The sequence below is a fragment of the Oceanobacillus massiliensis str. N'diop genome (assembly GCF_000285495.1).
In the GTDB taxonomy this organism is placed as follows: domain Bacteria; phylum Bacillota; class Bacilli; order Bacillales; family Amphibacillaceae; genus Oceanobacillus; species Oceanobacillus massiliensis.
Map to the genome: position 1 here is coordinate 191,898 of NZ_HE610980.1, position 20,248 is coordinate 212,145.

Here is a 20,248-nt window from a genome sequence, read left to right on the forward strand (position 1 = left end):
ACAAAGCCACTGCAGTTGCAGTGGCTTTGTTCATGGCCAAAATCAGTACATTTCAGCCAATTGTTTGATTTTCAACTTGGCAGTATTTGCGAACTCGACTGATGAATCATAATAATCCCGCCCATTTGGCAGCACCGAGAAATCACCGATTGAAAACGACAACTTTACTCCTTCATCCTGTTCTTCAATCGTATATGTGTATGCTATGTCTTCTGGCTTTAGATGAACATCCCAGCCGGAAACAGACAGTGAAATGACCAGCCTTTTCTCCGATTCAGCTTCAATAACCTCTGTTTTCGTAATCCCCCCATCTGGAAGGTCCCAAATCACTTCACTTCCAACCCCCATAATTTCTTCAGGATAATCCTCTGGGAGTTCATCCCATCGCTTAACATAGATTGGGTTAACAAGAACCTCCCATACCTTTGAAGCGGAAGCATTAATAACAATTTCATCATTTACAATTAGTGATCTCATCGATAGCACTCCCTCTCATCGTCACGTCAAAGACTATTGTGAATTACACGCAAAGCATGCTTCAGTTCTGCCACTCCAATCTGGCCAGGAGCGGAAACCTTCTTGACCGCGGCAAAGGTTACGGCAGATCCGAATACCTCTCCCGAGAGCCTGCTGACTACTCCCTTCCCCGCCATAGCCATTGTAATGATCGGCCTGTCTGCATAATGGTCGTTCATTTCATAAGTTGCATGCAATAATTTCAGCACATCTCCAGCATCTTTTGGCATCACAGCAATTTTTGGAATATCTCCTCCCAATGCCTGTGCCTTGCGCAGCCGCAAAACGATCTCTTCTACAGGTGGGGTTTTTTCAAAATCATGATTGGAAACAATCACACCGACATTGTTATCATGGGCTGTATGAATGAGTTCTTTCACATCACTTTCACGTTGAAATAACTCCACATCCACCAAGTCAACCTGCCCTGTTTCAGCTATTCCCTTAATCAATCCCATATAATCCTTCGCAGCTATTTCCCTTTCCCCACCTTCTTTGGCACTTCGGAACGTAAATAGAATAGGAATATCTATCAGAATCTCTCTAAGCTTCTTTAATGTTGTCTTTACCTGCCGGATATCTTCCACATGGTCAAATAAATCGACTCGCCATTCTGCCATATCAACGCGAAGAGCTGCCAACGTCTCCGCTTCTTCCAATAACTCAGCATCCGTAGTCCCGATCATCGGCACACATATTTTTGGAATCCCTTCCCCTATCGTTAATCCCCTAACCTTCACAAGAGATTTCATATACACAGCTCCTTAAAACTATCTATTTTTTACGATAACTTATTTTGAAACTTTGCTCCAGTTTCGTTAGCACTAACTTCAGAAAAAAATTGACTTATTAAACTTTAGCTGTTATGGTTATACACATGAGTATATAACCATATAACCATTATGATAATTACCAGGTGGTGAACCAATTTGAGTAAGCAGTTCGATAGCAGTAAACCCATATTCATTCAAGTGAGGGAAAGGATTGAAGATCAGATTGTGAATGATCAATTGAAGGAAGGGGAACAGGCCCCTTCCACGAACCAGCTTGTGAATTTTTACAAGATTAATCATGCGACTGTATCAAAAGGAATCAATCAATTAGTCGATGAAGAAATCCTTTTTAAGAAAAGAGGGATTGGGATGTTTGTCGCTGAAGGAGCCAAAGAGAAACTGATTCAAAAACGCAAGAATGCGTTTATTGAAGATTACATTCTAAGTTTAGTGCTGGAAGCTGATAAGCTAGGGATTTCCGAGAATGAAATTGCCGAAATGATAAAAAAGTTAAAGGAAGTGTTTAAGATGGAAATAAAAGTTAGCAATCTTTCCTTGAAATATCGCAGTTTCGAAGCTCTGAAAAACATTTCATTTAGGATTGACGGTGCAAAAATCTGTGGATTGCTCGGCAGGAACGGAGCCGGTAAAACAACTCTTCTTTCATTGCTTGCATCTTACCGGGAGCCAACGGGCGGATCCATTGAAATAAACGGGGAAGCACCTTTTGAAAATGCTAGTGTTATGCAAGATCTAGCCTTTATCTATGAAAAGGATTATAGTGACGAATACGAAAAAGTGAGCGGAATGCTTGAATCTATCGAAAGATACCGCCCGAATTATGATGCTGAATATGCCGCATATCTTGTGAAACGCTTTAAGCTGCCGCTGGATAAGCCTGTGAATAAGCTATCCAAAGGAATGCAATCTTCCCTTAACGTCACGATGGGATTAGCCGGCAGGACGCCCATCACGATATTTGATGAAGCATATCTTGGTATGGACGCACCTACAAGAGAAATATTCTACAAAGAATTATTAGAAGAACAATCCAGAAACCCAAGAACCATCATTCTGTCTACACATCTTGTTTCCGAGATGGAGTATTTGTTTGATGAAATTATTATCATTGATAAGGGTGCCGTTGTCATACAAGAGGATTATGAGACACTAACCTCTCGCGGCGCTTCCATCACGGGAACTGCTGAAATCGTTGATGAATTTGCTGCCGGGATGCAGCAATTGAATGTACAGCAGTTAGGTAATACGAAATCGGTTATGGTTTATGGAAATCTGAATGAGCAACAGCGGCAAGCAGCACAATACAACGGTCTGGAAATTGGTCCGGTTTCTCTTCAGGAATTATTTATTCATTTGACGGGTGAGGTGGATGCATAATGCAGCAAAATACATTTTTTCCTAAAGTTGCTATAGATATGTTTCTAGCGCAGCTAAAATGGTCACTATGGTTTATTAGTTTTCTTTTGCTGGCGCATATCGTCATGCTGGCCATTCCTGCAATTGCCAGAGAGAGTATTGATAGCTTTTTATTCTTTTCACATGGCTCCTCCAAAATCTATATGCTGGTGATTGGAATTATCTCAGCTTATGGCTTCTTGAGTTTCTATGTAAGTCAGGGGATAACCAGAAGAGATTATTTCTACGGTTCAGCTTTGGCAGCATGTGGAATTTCACTCGCAATAGCCATCATCGCAGCGTTATTTACCGGGATGGAGCATCTCATCACAGAAATGACGAACCTATCCTTAACCATAGACCATTCTATGACAGGAAACGGTTCCGGAAGTTCGAGCAATACTGTGAGCAATTTCTCACCAAAGGAAATTCTGGACACATCGATTCTGGCCCACAGCGGCAATTGGTTAGTCTCCATCCTGATGTATGCCCTCAGTATCCTTACCATGTATACCATCGGCTGGTTAATCGGCGCAGGTTATTATCGTTTTGGATGGATTGCCGGGTTTGGCTTTATTGCGATGGCAATCGTGTTGATCGTCATCGGCGATCTAATCTGGGGGATTGCTTTAGAAGAGCCCCTGTCCAATTGGCTGCCATTCAGCTCCATTGATCTGCCTTTATATGGGTCATTTTTAGGAGCGATCGTGCTAATTGGCATTATCCTTGCATTGATCCGGATAATCACAAAAAGAGTAGCGATTAAATTATAGAAACCTTTTAGGAATTACATTCGCTAGAAAAAGAAGACCGATAAAATGGAATATCCATCTTATCGGTCTTTTTCATATTGGCTTATGGCTTATGTTAATTGCTGTTCTGCAAACTTCCTGTATAATTCATGGCTTTCAATCAGCTCCTGGTGTGAACCTATACCAGTTATATTACCTTTTTCAATAAAAATAATTTTATCTGCGTCTACAATTGTTGATAACCTGTGTGCAATGACAAAGGTGGTACGGCCTTCCATCAATCGGGTCAGGGCTTCCTGAACGGCATGTTCTGACTGGCTATCCAAACTCGCCGTTGCCTCATCAAGCATTAAAATTTTAGGATCCCTTAAGAATGCACGTGCAATATTAATCCGCTGCCGCTGACCACCCGATAATTTTACCCCGCGTTCCCCTACTTCTGTATCCAGTCCTTTTTCGAAAGCCTTGATAAATTGATCGGCATATGCCATACCCGTAACTTTCCATAACTGTTCATCCGTAATCTTTTCAGAATCCTTTAATCCATAGGTCAGGTTATCACGAATCGTACCCGCCATCATCGCACTTTCCTGAGAAACATAGCCGATTTGACTGCGCCATGAAGCCAATGATAAGGCATGTATTGGCGTCTCCCCAATTCGTATTTCACCTTCTGTCGGTTCGTAATACCTTTCCAGCAAACCAAACAAGGTCGTCTTTCCTCCGCCACTTGGTCCAGCAAAGGCAATCATCTCGCCGGGCAATGCCTCAAACGAAACACGTTCAATAACAGGTTCTTTTTCCGTATAGGCAAACGAAACGGATTCAACATGGACAGGCTCATCTGAGATATCCTTTTCAATCCCTTCCTGCCCTTCTTCTTCCGGCGTTTCCAGTATTTCGATAATCCGCTCTGTTGCACCTTTCGCCTTTTGCAGTTCAGTGAAAAACATTGCGAAAGAAGTGATCGGATAAATGATTTGAAAAAGGTAAAGCAGAAATGCTACAAGGGACCCGGTAGACATAGAACCTTCTGCAACCCGTATGCCGCCATAACCGATAATAGCTACTATCACAAACATCATAATCGTATACATAAAAGGGCCAATCAATGCAAATATGCGTGCTTCTTTTAGACCATATTCATATAATTTCATAATGCCCTTCATCCCATTGACTTCTTCAACTTGTTCTGCGGATGAAGATTTCATTAAACGGACTTCACCTAATGTTTGTTGGATTTTACCTGTAAACGATGCCGTTTCATCTTGCACTCCCTTGGATACTTTCGCCATTTTGGAGCCAAGCGGCATCATAATGGCAAATGTAACCGGAACTGCAATTAACATTAAGAGTGTCATTTTCCAGTCCATGATCAGCAGAATCACCAATGCACCGATAATCGTAATGAAGCCTGTAATGAACTGCGGGAAATGCTGTGAAATCAAATCCTTTACAATTCCTGTATCATTGACAACACGACTTACCGATTCACCACTTGCCGATTTGTCAAAGTAGCTTACCGGTAATCGAATCAATTTAAACCACATCATCTCACGCAGCCTGGATACAATCTTGTGTCCGACAGCTGCAAGTACATACGTGGATATTCCATCAACCACTGCCTGAAGAATGAATACCACAAAAATGACGACAATCAATGTAATGCTTAAGGACTCTACAGAGAACCCGTCAACCAATTCTCTTGTAAGTAATGGAATCGAGAGACCTACAAGCATCGTGATAATACTTCCGATTAAACCAATTGTCAGAAACCATTTCGGTATATTTGTTGATAGTACCAGCGATATAAATGGCTTTAGCCCCGTTCGTTTTTCTTTCATATAAAAACTCCCCCCAAGCGTATTACTCTCTATTATTCATTCTACTTTAATTTTGGAAAAGCACCAGTCTGGTGAGCCTTTATGTTTACAATTTCTAATAGACTGTGTATATCATAACTGTAAATAAAAATAGAGGACTGCCGAACATGCGACAGCCCTCTTGTAATGAACGATGATCTTATGCTAATTTCCAATTGTTATACTCCCATTATTGGTTGTCAATTTCACTTTGTTTTCACCATTTCCTGCCACAGCATCCCAATTGGAATCCCCGAAAACTGTCACTTTCCCGTTGTCAGTCTTTATATCCAAGGTCGTATTGACAGGCTCTTTTTCCGTATGGATCGCAATGCGCCCATTGTCTGTTTCAAAGTTAATGGGGCGATCTATTCTATCTGTTATCAGAGAAATCCCTCCATTATTAGTCCTGCCCGAGACCTCTCCCTCGATGTTTTCCAAACGGATTTCTCCATTATCTGTCTCTGCCCTCATGGCAGAGCTTACGACATTATTAAATTCTATTTTGCCATTGTTCGTTTTGGCACTAATATCATCTGATTGCAGTCCGATAGCAGTGATACGTCCATTATTGCTTTCAACATTTACTGTTTGATACATTTTCTCAGGTATATATACTTTTAATGATGGCGTTGAAAAAGAAAAGTCAAAGCTGAAAAATCTAAACCCTCTTTCTTTAACGTTTATTCGAAGGGTATCCCCTTCTACATTCGTATTAAAATCATATTTCCTATTGTCTTCATCATTGCCTGAAAACTTTACCGTGGCCACATTCGAATCTGCTGGCAAGATTTCTACCCGGGCATTATCGGTAGAGATATCAATCTGCTGAAATTGGTCCTTGATAGTCTCCTCGGTTTCAACTTGAGTACTGCTGACTGAATGAAAGGTAAGCAGGCTTCCGACCAACCCCACTACCAAAAGAATAAGAGCAACTAATGAAACCTTTTTAAGGTTAAACATGTTTCATTCCCCCTTTAACAACACTCATGTTGTATTTCAAATACCGGACAAATCCGCTGATTAGCCAGCGAGTGATGAAGAGCATCCCAATTGCTAAAAACAAGCCTAGACCTGCAAGCCCAAGCGATACGAATAAATCAAAAAACTTGAAGTTTTGCGGATATAGAATCACATTTATCAGTACCAGCAGCGGGGAAGCAACAAACGTAACCGCAACTACCCAGCCAGCAATGATGAGTGCAGATACAGCAATAAACGGCCCTAGCACAATAACCAGATTAAAAAATCCTAATCCAATGACAGCCCATAATGCACGAAAAATATTTCCAGTCGTGGCAGTTGCCTCGACTTTTTCAACGTGATACGCTGCAACCATTTCTTTTGCAATTTGCTGTGGCATACCAAGTGAGGCTGAGATTTGCTCCTCCGTCTTCCCTTCCGATAGCCCAATTGTAAAATGCTCTTCAAAATCCTCTAATATGCCTTTCCTTTCCGCAGTTGGCAGTTTCTTTAAAGCCGCTTCCAAGTTTGCCATAAATTGATCTTTAGTCATCATTAACACCTTCTTTGATTAATTGATCCACACCATTCGTGAAATCTTTCCATTCCTGTAGCAGTTCATGAAGATAATTTCTTCCTTCAGCTGTTAAACGATAATACTTCCGGGGTGGCCCTTCTTTGGATTCTTTTAGATACGTGGTAAAGTATCCTTCTTTCGTTAAACGCCTTAATAACGGATATACTGACCCTTCAGATATATCGATCTGGCAGGAAATCTTTTGGACAAGTTCATAACCGTATCGGTCCTGCTTATCAAGCAGTACGAGAACACATAATTCCAATACGCCTTTTTTAAATTGTATGTTCATACAGAAGTTACTCCTCATTCTTTTTTCAGTACTGTTTATTGTATAATACCTGACTAGAATATATCATATGGTACTGTTTATTACAAGGTACTAAATAATATTTTTTATGAAGAAGTTTGGTAAGTCTGCAGGAGATGAAGTGTTATCTCTTCCGCAGTAAATACGGCGCTTCTTTATCCAGCCATATCATATATAGGAACCAAAAAGGGCTTCAGTTCGAATAACGAACTGAATGCCCATATTTTCTGTATTCCATCAGCCTTGGATATCCCGCTTGTTGTATCCAATGAATCCAAAAACAATTAGACCTGCTGCAATTACACTCAAGATGATAAGAGTCATAGGTGCTGCATCTTCAATAGGTACTTGCGGAATATAGCCAAACGGCGACAGTTTACCTACCCAATCCGGAAATTGCATTAAACTGCCTAAATATAAAACCACGAAGGAATAAAAAAGGTACAACCAAACGATTGAAGTAAGTTTTGGTAAAAATCCAATGAAGAACACTGTAATGCTGATGATAATCAATATTGCTGGATAATACGATAGTGCCGCTCCGTAAATCGTTCCAAATTCAATTCCATCGACCATCACAGCGGTTCCTGCCGCCCACAGACCAATCGCGGTAAGAGATATCATCACAAATCCGTTCACTATTGCAATCATTAAGTATCCTCCCATTAGCCGGGTACGTGACACTGCCCTCCCAAGCAAATGTGTAACACGGTCCTTATTCTCCTCACCCTTCAACTTATTCATGGCCATGACAGGAGGGATGGTCGCCAGAATCGCCATTACCATTAATAGTATAGGAATGAATTGCTCTGTAAGCGATACACCTTCAGCCGGCTGCAATAACTGTTCCATCATTTCATTACCCGCAAAAAATGACTCCATGTCTCCTAAAACCGATCCATAAGAAGCCCCCACCACAAATAATCCAATTGCCCATGAGATCGTCCCTGTTTGCTGCAGTCTTAGCGCCAGACCGATCGGACTTTGCAAAAAGCGGGATGCATACATCCTCCCTGGCCTGGACGGGAAGAAACCTCTTTCTAAATCGCGGATGGAATATAAATAATTTGCTAGGATATACAAAGTACCAGAAACGCCTATCATCAATAGGACTGGCAACCAATTATCAGAACTATACGCCTCGGTCTTTGTCACCCACCCTAAAGGAGAAAGCCAGGAAAGTCCCTCATTACTTATATCTGTAACCGCCCGAAAAAGATAGGCAAGAAGCAAGACTGCGACAGACCACCCAATTGTGCTGCGGGAACTTTCAAATAGCTGTGCAAATATCGCTGTCACTCCTGCAAAAACCAATCCAGTTCCACCTAATGCGGCACCATAAAGCAATGATCCTTCTAAATCCATACTTTCAATTCCAAGTGCATATAATCCAAAACCTGTAATGATTGCTAAAACTGCATTCGTCCCTCCAGAAACAAGTAAGGAAGCATTCAAGTAGGACAGACGTCCTGTCGGCAAGGATCGTATCATTTCAATACGACCATCTTCTTCGTCCGCCCTTGTATGACGACTAACAAGTAAAATACTCATTAAACCGACAACAGCTGCAGTCATCAGCAGCATCTGATGGGCAGTCATAGCCCCAACGGTATAATTCGTCAAATCGCCGGGACCTACCATTGCTATCATTGCAGGATTTGCCATTGTCTCAGCCATCCCATCCCTTTCCTGCTGCGATCCATATAGTTCAGCAAGCGCATTCGGCACAATTAATGTAAAGAATGCCAATCCAAATAGCCATAACATTATCCTTATTCGATCAAGCCGGATAAGAAACCGGGAAAGATAGCTTGTTTTATCCATGAATGCCCGAGCCATTAGTTATCACCTCCCGCTCCTATACCCGCAACTTTTCCATTTCCTTCGTAATGACGCATAAATAAGTCTTCCAATGTTGGTGGCGCACTTTCCAGCTTAACAATACCAAATCGACTAATATGTCTCATCACATTATCCATTTCTTCTGTATCTACCTGGCAGGACAACCCTTGATTGGTCTCTTCTATTTGATGCATTCCTTTCAAATCCTTCAGATTCGTGATCGGCATTTTCGTCTCGACAAGAACCTGGATGCGTGTCAGGTGACGCAGGTCATTCAGTGTCCCTGTTTCGATAATGCGGCCATCCCGAATAATTGCCACTTTATCGCATAGCTTTTCTACTTCAGATAGGATGTGACTGGAAAGAAGTATGCTCTTACCTTGGCTTTTAAGATCCAATACACATTCCTGAAAAACTTGCTCCATCAAAGGATCAAGACCTGATGTTGGTTCGTCCAGTATATAGAGGTCCGCCTCAGAAGAGAAAGCAGCAACTAAAGCCACCTTTTGCCTGTTTCCTTTTGAATATGTCCTGCATTTTTTCGTTGGATCTAAATCGAATTTCCTGATCAGTTCCTCACGCCTGCTTTTATTGATGGGACCATGCAGTTTTGTAAAAAGATCGATCACTTCTCCACCTGTTAAGTTTGGCCATAAGTTAACATCTCCAGGAACATATGCGATCCGTTTGTGGATTTCAACAGCATCACTCCAAGCATCTTTCCCGAAAATCTCCACAACCCCTTCTGTTGCCTTTAAAATGCCTAGAAGTATGCGAATCGTAGTTGATTTACCAGCACCGTTCGGACCAATAAAACCATAGACCTGCCCCTCATCTATTTCAAGATTAATACCATCCAATGCGGTAAACTTTCCAAATCTTTTTGTTAAATTCGCTGCTTTTAAAACCATCATACTGTGACCTCCCTTTTAATTATGAAATATTTTATACTTTTGAGTTCATAATATATAAAAATGACTGCCATTACAAGATATTTATGAACTATTTGCATTGTTTAATTACATTATTTTTATTATTATAATAGTGAGGTGAACAGCATGGACGGTTTTGAACGACGAAGGAAGCAAAAAAGCGATACTATCTTAAATACCGCTTTGAAGATGTTTATGGAAAATGGGATAAAAGAGGTTTCTGTCTCAGAGATAGCTGAAAAAGCAAATGTATCACAAGTGACCATATACAATTATTTTAAAAGTAAGGATAATCTGGCACGTCAAGTGCTCATTTATTATGTGGATCGGATTTGGAGTGAATATGAAGAATTGTTAGGCACCAATATTGCTTTTCCGGAAAAGATAGAACAAATCATTTTTGACAAAAAAGAAGTTGCAAGTCACATTCACGAAGATTTTTATACTTATCTGATGAAGGAGTATACCTCTGAAGGAAATTATATTGAAAGATTATATAACGAAAAAGCCTTGCCAACATTTATTCAATTATTTGAGGAAGGGAAAAGGCAAGGTTTTGTGGACCCGAGTATATCGAATGAGGCCATACTATTCTTCATTCAAATGTTTAAAGAGTATCTGCAGCGTGATGCTCTGTCAAAATCCATACTCCCCTTAACGGAAGAACTAACAAAGCTTTTCTTCTATGGGATAATGGGAAAAAGAGACTAAAATCTTCATGAAGGTAGTCCCGAGCAGAACAGATTTCTAATCATTTTGCGGTCTGCTTTCCAATATCCGCAAACGATAAACATTCATTGCTGTTTCAGCAAGCTGATCCATTAGATTATAATTGGCATAGGCGCCGACAATTGCTCCGAAACCAGGAATTAATTGAAACATTTTTATGAGATCTATATGATCTCTGTACTCCTGCTGGAAAACACGCCAATCCATATCAACGAGTTGTTCCTTCTGGTCTTCCCAATTCTCTATAATAAACAGTGTTTCTCTACGTTTTTCTTCACTGGAAAAGGCAAGCTGGAATACGTGCAGGATAAATAGACGCTCCTCATATTTGCTAGTATCATATCCATAGACGGCGGCAGCTTCAAACAGGAATTTTATCTTAATCGATAACAATAGCGGAAAGTCAGCCGCTCCAAGCAATAAACCGCCAGCTCCTGTTCCCGCTCCTTCTACGACAGCAGTCTTACGGTAAGATTTAAGCTTTTCTTTCAGGTTCTCATCTCGTTCATAAAGTGTTCCTGCAGTGCCAATACTTTTTTTAGTAATCATATTCGAACCAGCCAAGGTAGCTTTCACCATATTTTTGATACTATCGGTAACAATCTGGTGAGCCTTCTCGGGAATCCAGTTATTTATTTTGTTCTGAGCCTTTTTGGACATGCGATTTATTCTGTCAGCACGCTTCATTATTTTCGTCCGCCAAGCCTGCACTTCTCCAAACACCCTTGCTTCATAAGCATTCACTTCATCATCCCCTAAACATAGTCATTTTCTATTATACAGGTTGATTTCTCTATTACCTAGCCTATATTTTTTTAAAACAAACGTTTGATCAATTTACCGGTACCTCCCTTTTATCGGTTATTAACTCCCTGCTTTTTGGCTTCCTATTTTTTAATCAAACGTTTGATCAATTTACCACGCCTCCTTTTTATCGGTAATTTGCTCTCTGCTTTTCGATTATTATTTTCTTAATCAAACGTTTGATCAATTCAAAAATATTTGATCTAACATACTACCCGTAAAAGCTGTGCTTGCTACACGTGCTGATTCCCCACCGGAACCACCTCCAGCCTACACTTTTCCATAAATCGGCGCATACTTATAGTAATCGGTGTGAAGCATTTCCTGGCTCTATACCAGATTTCTGCAGTTTCAAGAAAACAAAATTGATGATATTGCCATTTTTAATTATACTAAGGTGAAAGTGAAGGGAGATTCTAAGATGGAACAAATGAAACTGGAATCAAAGGTGTTTTCTATATTAAAGGATAAAATACAATTAATTCGATCAGATGATCGTGCGATATATTTGGTTGGACCGATTCAACTGCCTGTCAACTTATATGGAGAAACCGTTATATTTCAATGGTATTGCTGGCTAAATTATGATGAAGTCACCGAAGATTATGAGAAGATAATCGAAAAGCTCTCTTCCTCCAATCTGGCAGAATATCAACAATCGAGTGTTCTTGTGTATGGAGATTTCAAAGAGGCGGATGATGCACTGATCCGGATGCATTCTATCTGCCACACAGGTGATATCTTTGGGAGCAAACGCTGTGATTGCGGGTTCCAATTGAAGGAATCCATGAAAAAAATCAAGGAACACGGAACTGGAGCTCTGTTTTATTTGGCCAACCATGAAGGCAGAGGAATTGGTCTATTCAGTAAGGCAATGGCCTATGTCCTTCAGGAAAATGGATACGATACAGTGGAGGCTAATGAAAGCCTCGGCTTCGTAAATGACTCAAGAGATTATAGTGACGCAATCGAAGTTCTGAAAACGTTACGTACAAAGCCGGTTACGTTAATCACTAACAATCCTAAAAAATTGGAGGCGTTGGATAACTCAGGCACGCTTGTTTCCGGTCGTACTCCACTATGGGGAGACGTTTCGGAATATAATCAAAAATACTTACAGACGAAAGTTGTAAAATCAGGACACATGCAAGAAGAAAGGACTTGCGACAATGACTGATGATACATTCTATATGGATCTTGCCTTAAAAAATGCGCAAGCAATGAAAGGACAAACAGACCCTAACCCATTAGTCGGGGCAGTCATCGTCAATGATAATCGAATTGTTGGTGTCGGAGCGCACTTGAAAGCCGGGGAGCCGCATGCAGAAATTCATGCTCTAAGAATGGCTGGTGAGCAAGCAAAAGGCGCAACTATTTATGTGACGCTTGAACCATGCTCCCACCATGGTAGAACCGGACCATGTGCTGTTGCGCTAGTCGAAGCAGGGATAAGCAAGGTTGTCATTGCCACATTGGATCCCAACCCAATTGTAGCCGGAAATGGCGTGAACATCTTAAAGGATGCAGGCATTGAAGTGATTAGCGGCGTCTTAGAACAAGAATCCATACAGATGAATGAGGTTTTCAATAAATTTATCATGAAAAAGAAACCCTTCATTACATTAAAATCCGGGATTACTCTTGATGGAAAGGTGGCCTCGCATACGTTTCACAGTAAATGGATTACATCAGAAGAAGCAAGATATGATGTCCACCAGCTAAGGAGCGAACATATGGCCATTCTGACAGGTATCAATACTGTCATTAAAGACAATCCCGCCTTAACTGCACGCATACCGAATGGAAGAAATCCAATTCGTATCGTTATGGATTCAAGCCTAAGAATTCCTTTCGATGCACAGGTCATTACGGATAATAAGGCTGAGACCATTATCTTTACCAGTCAGAACTATGATAAGACAAAAAGAAAGTCACTGGAAAAGCTGCATATAAATGTTGTGGAGACATCCGGACAGCAGTATACAAATCCAATTGAAGTTGCAGACTATTTAGGTGAAAGAGGCATTTCTTCCTTATTAATCGAGGGCGGAGGGAATATCAATGCTTCTTTTATCGAGAATAAGCTTGTTGATAAAATAGTACTGTATATTGCGCCCCGATTAATCGGTGGGAAGGATGCACCAACCTTCCTTGAAGGCATAGGCATTGATCAAATGAGCGATGCTATAGAACTGGAAACTACAGACATACACCGAATTGGACCTGACTTTAAGTTTGTCGGCTACCCGTACTATCACGATTAATACGATTACATGAGGGATCATATATATGAGATTTGGTTTTGATATTGACGATACATTAATCAACTTAAGGGAGCATGCTTTCCACATCTACAATAGGAAATTGAATAAAAATGTGGGAATAGCTGCTTTCCATCAAATTCAGCGTGTTGAAATTCATGAGGTCTTCGGGATGTCCGAAAGCCAAGGAAAAGCCATGTGGAATAATTCTCTGGAGGAGATCTACTATACTGCCTGTCCTGCATTTCCAGGTGCCATAGAAGCATTGCAAGCCCTCGAAAGCAATGGACATGATATATTCTACATTACAGCACGACCAAAGGAGCACGGTGAAAGAACAAGAGAGTGGCTAAAGGAGCAGGGATTCCCTGTTGATGAGGACCGATTTTTCTTCGGAATGAAGGATGAAGAAAAACTGCTTACCATACAGAGACTGAAGCTTGATTATTACGTAGATGATAAACCTGCAGTTCTTCATACACTGCTTGATGGCTCGACTCAACTATATGTAAAAGATCAATCCTATAACAAACATATTAAGGATGTTCCAAGAATTATAGACTGGGAAGACTTCGTGAAGGATATTCTAAACTAGACTTTACCAATGGAAACTGTTCCGAATTTTACATGGACAGCTTTCCTTTTTTTTGACTTTCATTACCATTATGTTAATCAACCTACTCACGCACACCAAATCAATAATAGTGCATCCGATATATTACATATTTGAATTGCTTATTGTTTCATGTATAATTTAGTATAAGAGTCTAATATGTTCCAGGAGGTGACATGCATTGCCTATACCAACCGATCATTTAAAACCGATCCGCTTATCGGCAAAGGAAAATGCCTTTAATCAAATACAGCAATGGATCATAGATGGAACCTTGCTCCCAGGAGAAAAATTAAACGACACAGAGCTTGCGCAGGCATTAGGAGTCAGCAGGACACCCGTTCGTGAGTCCCTGCAATTGCTGGAGGCCCAAGGATTCGTGGAAATGTTCCCTGGGAAAGCTACTCAAGTAACAGAAATCGAAAAGGATGCCATAAAGGATCTGCTCCCCCCACTCGCTGCTTTACAGTCCCTTTCAGCAGAGCTCGCTATCATGCATTTAACTGATGAGATTTTGCAGCTGCTGACTAAAACCAACGAACGATTTGCAGAAGCAATCCGCTCAGAGAATTACTATGCAGGATTAAAAATTGATGAGCAATTTCATAAGATAATCGTCAACACTGCAAAGAACAGCTATATAGATGGATTGCTCGATTCTTTACAGGCACATGTCCGCAGACAATATTTTCATAACTCCATTGTTCTGACCGAAAAGTCTATTGAGGACCATTGGAAAATCATTGAATTAATGAAGAATGGCCATACAGCAGAGCTTGCAAAAGTAATGAAAGAAAACTGGCTTCGTAATATTCATAAATTTTAAATCTACTTTATGCATCTTCAAATAAACAAAAGACCGACTTTCTCCTTTAAAATGGAAAGTCGGTTTTTCAGCCTCATTATCTATAAAATGACGTAAGAGCAGCGGCCGCTTTCAGATTCCTCAGAAGCAAGCCCGGCTTCCTGCGGGATCTTCAGCTGATGCTCTTACCGCCGGAGTCGAGTGCCCTTCGCTCCAATCAATCAGATTAAAGCGAATGGGTAATCGTTCAACCAAGCAAAGAACCTTATGCCTCCTGGGCTGCATCGCTTTTTTGCCACCTGGCAACCAGACCAGTTAATAGGATGACGAGCAATGCCGGAAGGAGCCAGCCGAGCCCTTCATCATATAATGGCAGAATCTCCTTATAGAAAGATAGAACCGGTTTCATCCAGTTAAAATAGGCAATCTCAAGTGAATCACATAATGCCTTTAGACCATCAAAGAAACTGATTGCAAACGTTACTGCAATCGTTGCAGCATATACCATCCGTGCATGATTGAACAGTGATGATAGAAACGCCAGCAGCATAAGTACGATAGCAAGCGGATATAGCAGCATTAGAACCGGAATCGAGAATGTAATAATGTTTTCCAATCCAAAGTTTGCAACAATAAACGTCAGCACAGAGAAAAATACTACCAATAACTTATAGCTGATTTTCGGAAACAATGTATGGAAATACTCCGCATTGGCTGTTATTAAACCAATTGCTGTCGTCAAACAAGCCAGGATAATAACTACAGCAAGCATGACAGATCCCACTATACCGAAGTAATAGGAAGCCGCCCCGCTAAGAACTGGTCCTCCTGTATCAAATAATCCCAGTGCTGCTATACTTGTCGCTCCAAGGTATGCAGTACCTACATAAATCACGCCAAGCAAAGCAATTGCGATAATCCCTGACTTGGCAGTTGCCGCCAGGATTTCCCCTTTTGAAGTAATTCCCATCGAACGAATTATATTGATAACAATTATGCCGAATACAAGTGATGCCAATGCATCCATTGTATTATATCCTTCCAGAAAACCCGTCATAAATGCCCCGCTCTGATATGCTTCTTGCGGAGATGCAAGAGAGTCCATTGGATTAATCAATGCTGCAAGTAAAAGAACGGCAAGAAGTATAACCAGCCCCGGCGCTAATATCTTTCCCACATTGTCGACCATTTTTGCCGGGTATAATGAAATGAAAAGCGCTGCAGCAAAAAAGAATATAGAAAAGATGAGCAATCCAGATTGCTGGAATCCTTCATTTACAAAGGGAGCAATCCCTACTTCAAATGCTACAGTTCCTGTTCTTGGAGCAGCGAAAAAAGGTCCGATTGTTAAATAGAGCAGTGAAGTAAAAATAATGCCATATATTGGATGCACCCTTCCTGCCAGCTGCTGCAAATTCCTGCTTCCAGAATACCCCATTGCCAATATCCCAAGTAACGGCAAACCCACGCCTGTAATTAAAAATCCAAGTACTGCCGGGCCTAGGTTTGTTCCAGAATATTGACCTAACTGCGCCGGAAATATTAAGTTTCCAGCTCCAAAGAATAAAGCAAATAGCATTAGTCCAATTGCCAGATATGACGAGAATGGTAGCTTGTCCTTCATAATGATGTTCCCCCTATGTTGTATGCTCTCTCATATAATTTATACTTTTCAGATTTTTACTTAACCAATTCACTTTCAATGTTGACAATATTACTACCTCTCGTACCAAAATGCAATATATTACACGAAAAGATTATAAGCATTTTTAATGAATCCTTACGATATTCGCTATAGACAAGCGTAATAAAAGAATATAAGATTTAGTTAATTATTTGAATTAACTAGCAAAAGAGGTTTTTTTACTATGGAATTATCCAACCGTTTACAAAGCTTACCTTCTCAATTCTTTGCAACCTTAGTAAAGAAGGTTGCAACGGCCATTGATGAAGGCAGAGATATTATTAATCTTGGGCAAGGAAATCCCGATCAGCCTACCCCTTCCCATATTGTCAAAGCCATGCAGCAGGCTGTTGAAAATCCGGGCACACATAAATACTCCCCCTTCCGAGGAACAGATGAGTTTAGACAGGCTGCAGCCGACTTCTATAAACGCGAATACAATGTAAATCTGGACCCAGAGACAGAAATTGCGGTACTATTCGGTACAAAGATAGGATTGGTCGAACTGCCACTTGCTTTAATGAATGAGGGAGATCTATTGCTGCTTCCCGATCCTGGTTATCCCGATTATCTATCTGGTGCAGGACTTGCTAACATTACTTATGAAACAATGCCCTTACATAGTGAAAATGCATTTTTGCCTGATTATGATGCATTGACTGCCAATCAGAAAGAACGGGCCAAATTACTCTACCTGAACTATCCAAACAATCCAACTGGTGCAACTGCATCGATTGATTTTTTTGAAGAAACCGTCCGAATTGGGAAGACCAGCAATATAGGTATTGTCCATGACTTTGCATATGGAGCCATAGGCTTTGATGGACAGAAGCCTGTCAGTTTTATGCAGGCTGAGGGGGCCAAAGAAGTCGGCATTGAATTGTATACATTGTCAAAAACCTATAACATGGCCGGGTGGCGTATTGGTTTTGCTGTTGGAAACGCTAAAATGATTGAAGCCATCAATCTCTTGCAGGACCATTTGTTTGTAAGCATATTCCCTGCTCTTCAGCATGCGGGAGCCGTTGCATTGACGGGCAGCCAGGAAAGTGTCGATGAATTAGTCGCCCTTTATGAGAGCAGAAGGAATACGTTAATTGCCGAATGCAACCGGATCGGATGGAACGTTAGCTCTCCAAAAGGATCCTTCTTTGCCTGGCTTCCTGTTCCTGAATCCTATACAAGTGAAGCGTTTGCTGATTATCTGCTGGAGAATGCCGACGTCGCAGTCGCTGCAGGTAATGGATTTGGAGCATATGGTGAAGGATATGTACGGATTGGCCTTCTTGTTGACGAGAAGCGAATTATAGAAGCCATTTCCAGAATCGAAAAGCTGGATATTTTCCATCCATAGCCTTGAATAATTTTATCTAATCGCTTCCCTGTTCTTCTGATTAACTAAATTTTTTCAAAAATAAGTATTGACTAAATGATTAATATACGGTAATTTTATTTAGTAATATCAAACCAAATACTATTATTTCTCTTATCAAGAGTAGCTGAGGGACTGGCCCAATGAAGCTCGGCAACCTTTATGTGTTCAACATAGAAAGGTGCTAAATCCAGCAAAACGTTATGTTTTGGAAGATAAGAGAGGACCGTGAATTTATCCATTTACAAGCCTCTCTTTCTAATAAGAGAGGCTTTTTGAATAACCGATAGTCAATATTGGAAGCGGGAGATCTGGTCCCAGCATCTTTTGAAAGGATTGTACATAATGATCAAATTAGAGAATATCACAAAAGTTTTCCCCTCTAAAAATGGGACTGTTAAGGCACTGAATAACGTGAACCTCCATGTCAAGAAAGGTGAAATTCACGGCGTTATTGGCTACAGTGGCGCGGGGAAAAGCACATTAATCCGGTGCGTCAATTTACTTGAAAAACCAACAAGCGGGAGTGTATTTATTGATAATGTCGAAATGACCTCCCTATCCCCGGAGAAATTAAGGAAGACCCGTCAGAAGATAGGGATGATTTTCCAGCATTTTAACCTATTGAAGACTGCAACCGTATATGATAATGTCGCGATTCCGCTTAGACTGCTTGGCTATGACAAGCAGGAAGTGGAGACAAGGGTGAATAAATATCTCGATATCGTTGACCTATTGGAAAAAAAACATACATATCCTTCTCAGCTATCCGGGGGACAGAAACAGCGGGTTGCCATCGCAAGGGCATTATCGCAGGATCCGCAAGTGCTGCTAAGTGATGAAGCGACAAGTGCTCTCGATCCTGAGACAACTAATTCGATTCTCGATTTGCTGTTGAAGATTAATGAAGAGCTTGAAATCACCATCTTGCTGATTACCCATGAGATGAATGTCATCCAGAAGATCTGTGACTATGTTTATGTCATTGAAAATGGCGATCTTATCGAGCAGGGAACTGCAATAGATCTATTTACCAACCCAGTAGAAAACACAACGAAGAAATTCTTGAATACCATCTCACAACGGAAGCTTTCAGATAACCTTATCGCACAGCTGAAACTAAATGGGACAGTCACACGGTTAACATTCCGGGGTGAAAATACAGGGCAGCCTCTCCTTGCTCAGGTAAGCCAGCGTTTTAAGGTGGAACCGAATATTTTAACAGCCAATATTATGGAGCTTAAAAACGGCATCGTTGGTAATCTGGTTATTCATCTTGTCGGTGAACCACATGTAGTGGCAGAAGCCTTGCAATTTCTAAGGGAACACGATGTCGTTACAGAAGAATTGGAGGGAAAATAAATGAATGAATTTATGGAAGAATGGCTACCAATCTTTGGAGAAGCAGTTGTACAAACCTTTCAAATGGTTATTATTTCTCACTTCTTTGCCGTACTGATAGGAATACCGCTAGCAATATTACTGATTCTTACAAGACCCGGGCAATCGCTTGAAAATAAATGGGTTTATCAAATATTGAACTTAATTATCAACGTTATTCGATCCGTTCCGTTTATCATCCTGCTTTTCTTTATCCTTCCGTTTACAAAATTGCTGGTGGGCGTGACCATTGGTGTAAAAGGAGTCATCGTCCCACTGGTCATTAATGCCGCTCCATATATTGCAAGATTAATAGAATCTGCATTGCTGGAAGTGGATAACGGTGTCATTGAGGCCTATAAAGCAATGGGGATTAAAACACGTCAAATCATATGGAATGTTATGTTAAGGGAAGCAAGACCTGCCATTATTCTGGGATTAACGATTGCTACAGTCAGTTTAATTGGTGCTACTGCAATGGCCGGACTCGTCGGTGCAGGTGGGCTTGGTGATCTGGCTTACCGTTTCGGACACCTCCGCTATGAGGTAGACGTTATGTATGTGACCGTGATTATTCTAATCATTATTGTACAAGGGATTCAATCAATCGGAAACAGACTTGCAGCCCGATTGAAGAAAGATTAATCAAGCACGTTT

At 40.8% G+C, this 20,248-nt stretch carries 20 protein-coding genes and 1 riboswitch; of the genes, 10 read left to right on the forward strand and 10 right to left on the reverse strand.

Going from position 1 to position 20,248, the window contains the following annotated elements; translation table 11 throughout:
- Nucleotides 1-42 precede the first annotated feature (42 nt).
- Together OMHG_RS16120 and aroD are read right to left on the reverse strand one after the other, a co-directional pair.
- Nucleotides 43-477, reverse strand: coding sequence for an SRPBCC family protein (locus tag OMHG_RS16120; RefSeq protein ID WP_010651929.1), 435 nt, complete (start codon nt 475-477; stop codon nt 43-45).
- A gap of 26 nt (nt 478-503) precedes the next feature.
- Nucleotides 504-1,268 carry a type I 3-dehydroquinate dehydratase gene (aroD, locus tag OMHG_RS16125; RefSeq protein WP_010651930.1) on the reverse strand — a complete coding sequence of 255 codons (765 nt, stop codon included), beginning with the start codon at nt 1,266-1,268 and terminating at the stop codon, nt 504-506.
- Between the two features lie 177 nt (nt 1,269-1,445).
- Here aroD and OMHG_RS16130 point away from each other — a divergent pair, with 177 nt between their 5' ends.
- Together OMHG_RS16130 and OMHG_RS16135 are read left to right on the forward strand one after the other, a co-directional pair.
- Nucleotides 1,446-2,687: an ATP-binding cassette domain-containing protein gene (locus tag OMHG_RS16130; RefSeq protein ID WP_010651931.1), complete on the forward strand. Its 1,242-nt coding sequence runs from the start codon at nt 1,446-1,448 to the stop codon at nt 2,685-2,687.
- Nucleotides 2,687-3,478: a hypothetical protein gene (locus tag OMHG_RS16135; protein ID WP_010651932.1), complete on the forward strand. Its 792-nt coding sequence runs from the start codon at nt 2,687-2,689 to the stop codon at nt 3,476-3,478. The genes OMHG_RS16130 and OMHG_RS16135 overlap by 1 nt, the downstream gene beginning before the upstream one ends.
- Before the next feature lie 89 nt (nt 3,479-3,567).
- Here OMHG_RS16135 and OMHG_RS16140 read toward each other — a convergent pair whose 3' ends face one another.
- The 6 genes from OMHG_RS16140 to OMHG_RS16165 form a co-directional block, all read right to left on the reverse strand.
- Entirely contained in the window at nt 3,568-5,301 is a 1,734-nt protein-coding gene (locus OMHG_RS16140) for an ABC transporter ATP-binding protein (protein WP_010651933.1), read from the reverse strand.
- A 183-nt stretch (nt 5,302-5,484) separates the two neighbouring features.
- Nucleotides 5,485-6,282 (reverse strand): DUF4097 family beta strand repeat-containing protein, encoded by a 798-nt coding sequence (locus OMHG_RS16145; protein WP_010651934.1) that lies wholly within the window; start codon nt 6,280-6,282, stop codon nt 5,485-5,487.
- Nucleotides 6,275-6,835, reverse strand: coding sequence for a DUF1700 domain-containing protein (locus OMHG_RS16150; RefSeq protein ID WP_010651935.1), 561 nt, complete (start codon nt 6,833-6,835; stop codon nt 6,275-6,277). The genes OMHG_RS16145 and OMHG_RS16150 overlap by 8 nt, the downstream gene beginning before the upstream one ends.
- Nucleotides 6,828-7,151 carry a PadR family transcriptional regulator gene (locus tag OMHG_RS16155; RefSeq protein ID WP_010651936.1) on the reverse strand — a complete coding sequence of 108 codons (324 nt, stop codon included), beginning with the start codon at nt 7,149-7,151 and terminating at the stop codon, nt 6,828-6,830. The genes OMHG_RS16150 and OMHG_RS16155 overlap by 8 nt, the downstream gene beginning before the upstream one ends.
- A 255-nt stretch (nt 7,152-7,406) precedes the next feature.
- Nucleotides 7,407-9,008, reverse strand: a complete 1,602-nt coding sequence (locus OMHG_RS16160; protein ID WP_010651937.1) for an ABC transporter permease — start codon at nt 9,006-9,008, stop codon at nt 7,407-7,409.
- Entirely contained in the window at nt 9,008-9,925 is a 918-nt protein-coding gene (locus OMHG_RS16165; protein ID WP_010651938.1) for an ABC transporter ATP-binding protein, read from the reverse strand. The genes OMHG_RS16160 and OMHG_RS16165 overlap by 1 nt, the downstream gene beginning before the upstream one ends.
- A 144-nt stretch (nt 9,926-10,069) precedes the next feature.
- On the opposite strand from OMHG_RS16165, the gene OMHG_RS16170 reads away from it, so the two are divergent.
- Complete coding sequence (locus OMHG_RS16170) at nt 10,070-10,654, forward strand: TetR/AcrR family transcriptional regulator (RefSeq protein ID WP_010651939.1); 585 nt, start codon at nt 10,070-10,072, stop codon at nt 10,652-10,654.
- A gap of 36 nt (nt 10,655-10,690) precedes the next feature.
- On the opposite strand, the gene OMHG_RS16175 is transcribed toward OMHG_RS16170, so the two are convergent.
- Entirely contained in the window at nt 10,691-11,416 is a 726-nt protein-coding gene (locus tag OMHG_RS16175; protein WP_010651940.1) for an EcsC family protein, read from the reverse strand.
- Nucleotides 11,417-11,897: 481 nt separating this feature from the next.
- Here OMHG_RS16175 and OMHG_RS16180 point away from each other — a divergent pair, with 481 nt between their 5' ends.
- From OMHG_RS16180 to OMHG_RS16195, 4 genes are all read left to right on the forward strand, one after another.
- Nucleotides 11,898-12,653 carry a GTP cyclohydrolase II gene (locus OMHG_RS16180; RefSeq protein ID WP_010651941.1) on the forward strand — a complete coding sequence of 252 codons (756 nt, stop codon included), beginning with the start codon at nt 11,898-11,900 and terminating at the stop codon, nt 12,651-12,653.
- Nucleotides 12,646-13,740 carry a bifunctional diaminohydroxyphosphoribosylaminopyrimidine deaminase/5-amino-6-(5-phosphoribosylamino)uracil reductase RibD gene (gene ribD / locus OMHG_RS16185; RefSeq protein WP_010651942.1) on the forward strand — a complete coding sequence of 365 codons (1,095 nt, stop codon included), beginning with the start codon at nt 12,646-12,648 and terminating at the stop codon, nt 13,738-13,740. Before OMHG_RS16180 ends, ribD begins: the two co-directional genes overlap by 8 nt.
- A gap of 25 nt (nt 13,741-13,765) precedes the next feature.
- Nucleotides 13,766-14,332, forward strand: coding sequence for a 5' nucleotidase, NT5C type (locus OMHG_RS16190; RefSeq protein WP_010651943.1), 567 nt, complete (start codon nt 13,766-13,768; stop codon nt 14,330-14,332).
- Nucleotides 14,333-14,531: 199 nt separating this feature from the next.
- Nucleotides 14,532-15,176 (forward strand): GntR family transcriptional regulator, encoded by a 645-nt coding sequence (locus OMHG_RS16195; protein WP_010651944.1) that lies wholly within the window; start codon nt 14,532-14,534, stop codon nt 15,174-15,176.
- Nucleotides 15,177-15,420: 244 nt separating this feature from the next.
- Here the strand turns inward: OMHG_RS16195 and brnQ are convergent, their stop codons facing one another.
- Nucleotides 15,421-16,779, reverse strand: a complete 1,359-nt coding sequence (gene brnQ, locus OMHG_RS16200; protein WP_010651945.1) for a branched-chain amino acid transport system II carrier protein — start codon at nt 16,777-16,779, stop codon at nt 15,421-15,423.
- A gap of 244 nt (nt 16,780-17,023) precedes the next feature.
- Between brnQ and OMHG_RS16205 the strand changes: the two genes are divergently transcribed.
- The 3 genes from OMHG_RS16205 (at nt 17,024) to OMHG_RS16215 (ending at nt 20,236) form a co-directional block, all read left to right on the forward strand.
- Nucleotides 17,024-18,193: a pyridoxal phosphate-dependent aminotransferase gene (locus OMHG_RS16205; protein ID WP_010651946.1), complete on the forward strand. Its 1,170-nt coding sequence runs from the start codon at nt 17,024-17,026 to the stop codon at nt 18,191-18,193.
- Between the two features lie 129 nt (nt 18,194-18,322).
- A riboswitch (SAM riboswitch) is annotated at nt 18,323-18,433 on the forward strand.
- A 123-nt stretch (nt 18,434-18,556) separates the two neighbouring features.
- Nucleotides 18,557-19,573: a methionine ABC transporter ATP-binding protein gene (locus OMHG_RS16210; protein WP_010651947.1), complete on the forward strand. Its 1,017-nt coding sequence runs from the start codon at nt 18,557-18,559 to the stop codon at nt 19,571-19,573.
- Nucleotides 19,574-20,236, forward strand: a complete 663-nt coding sequence (locus tag OMHG_RS16215) for a methionine ABC transporter permease (RefSeq protein ID WP_010651948.1) — start codon at nt 19,574-19,576, stop codon at nt 20,234-20,236. It begins immediately after the preceding gene.
- Nucleotides 20,237-20,248: the final 12 nt, after the last annotated feature.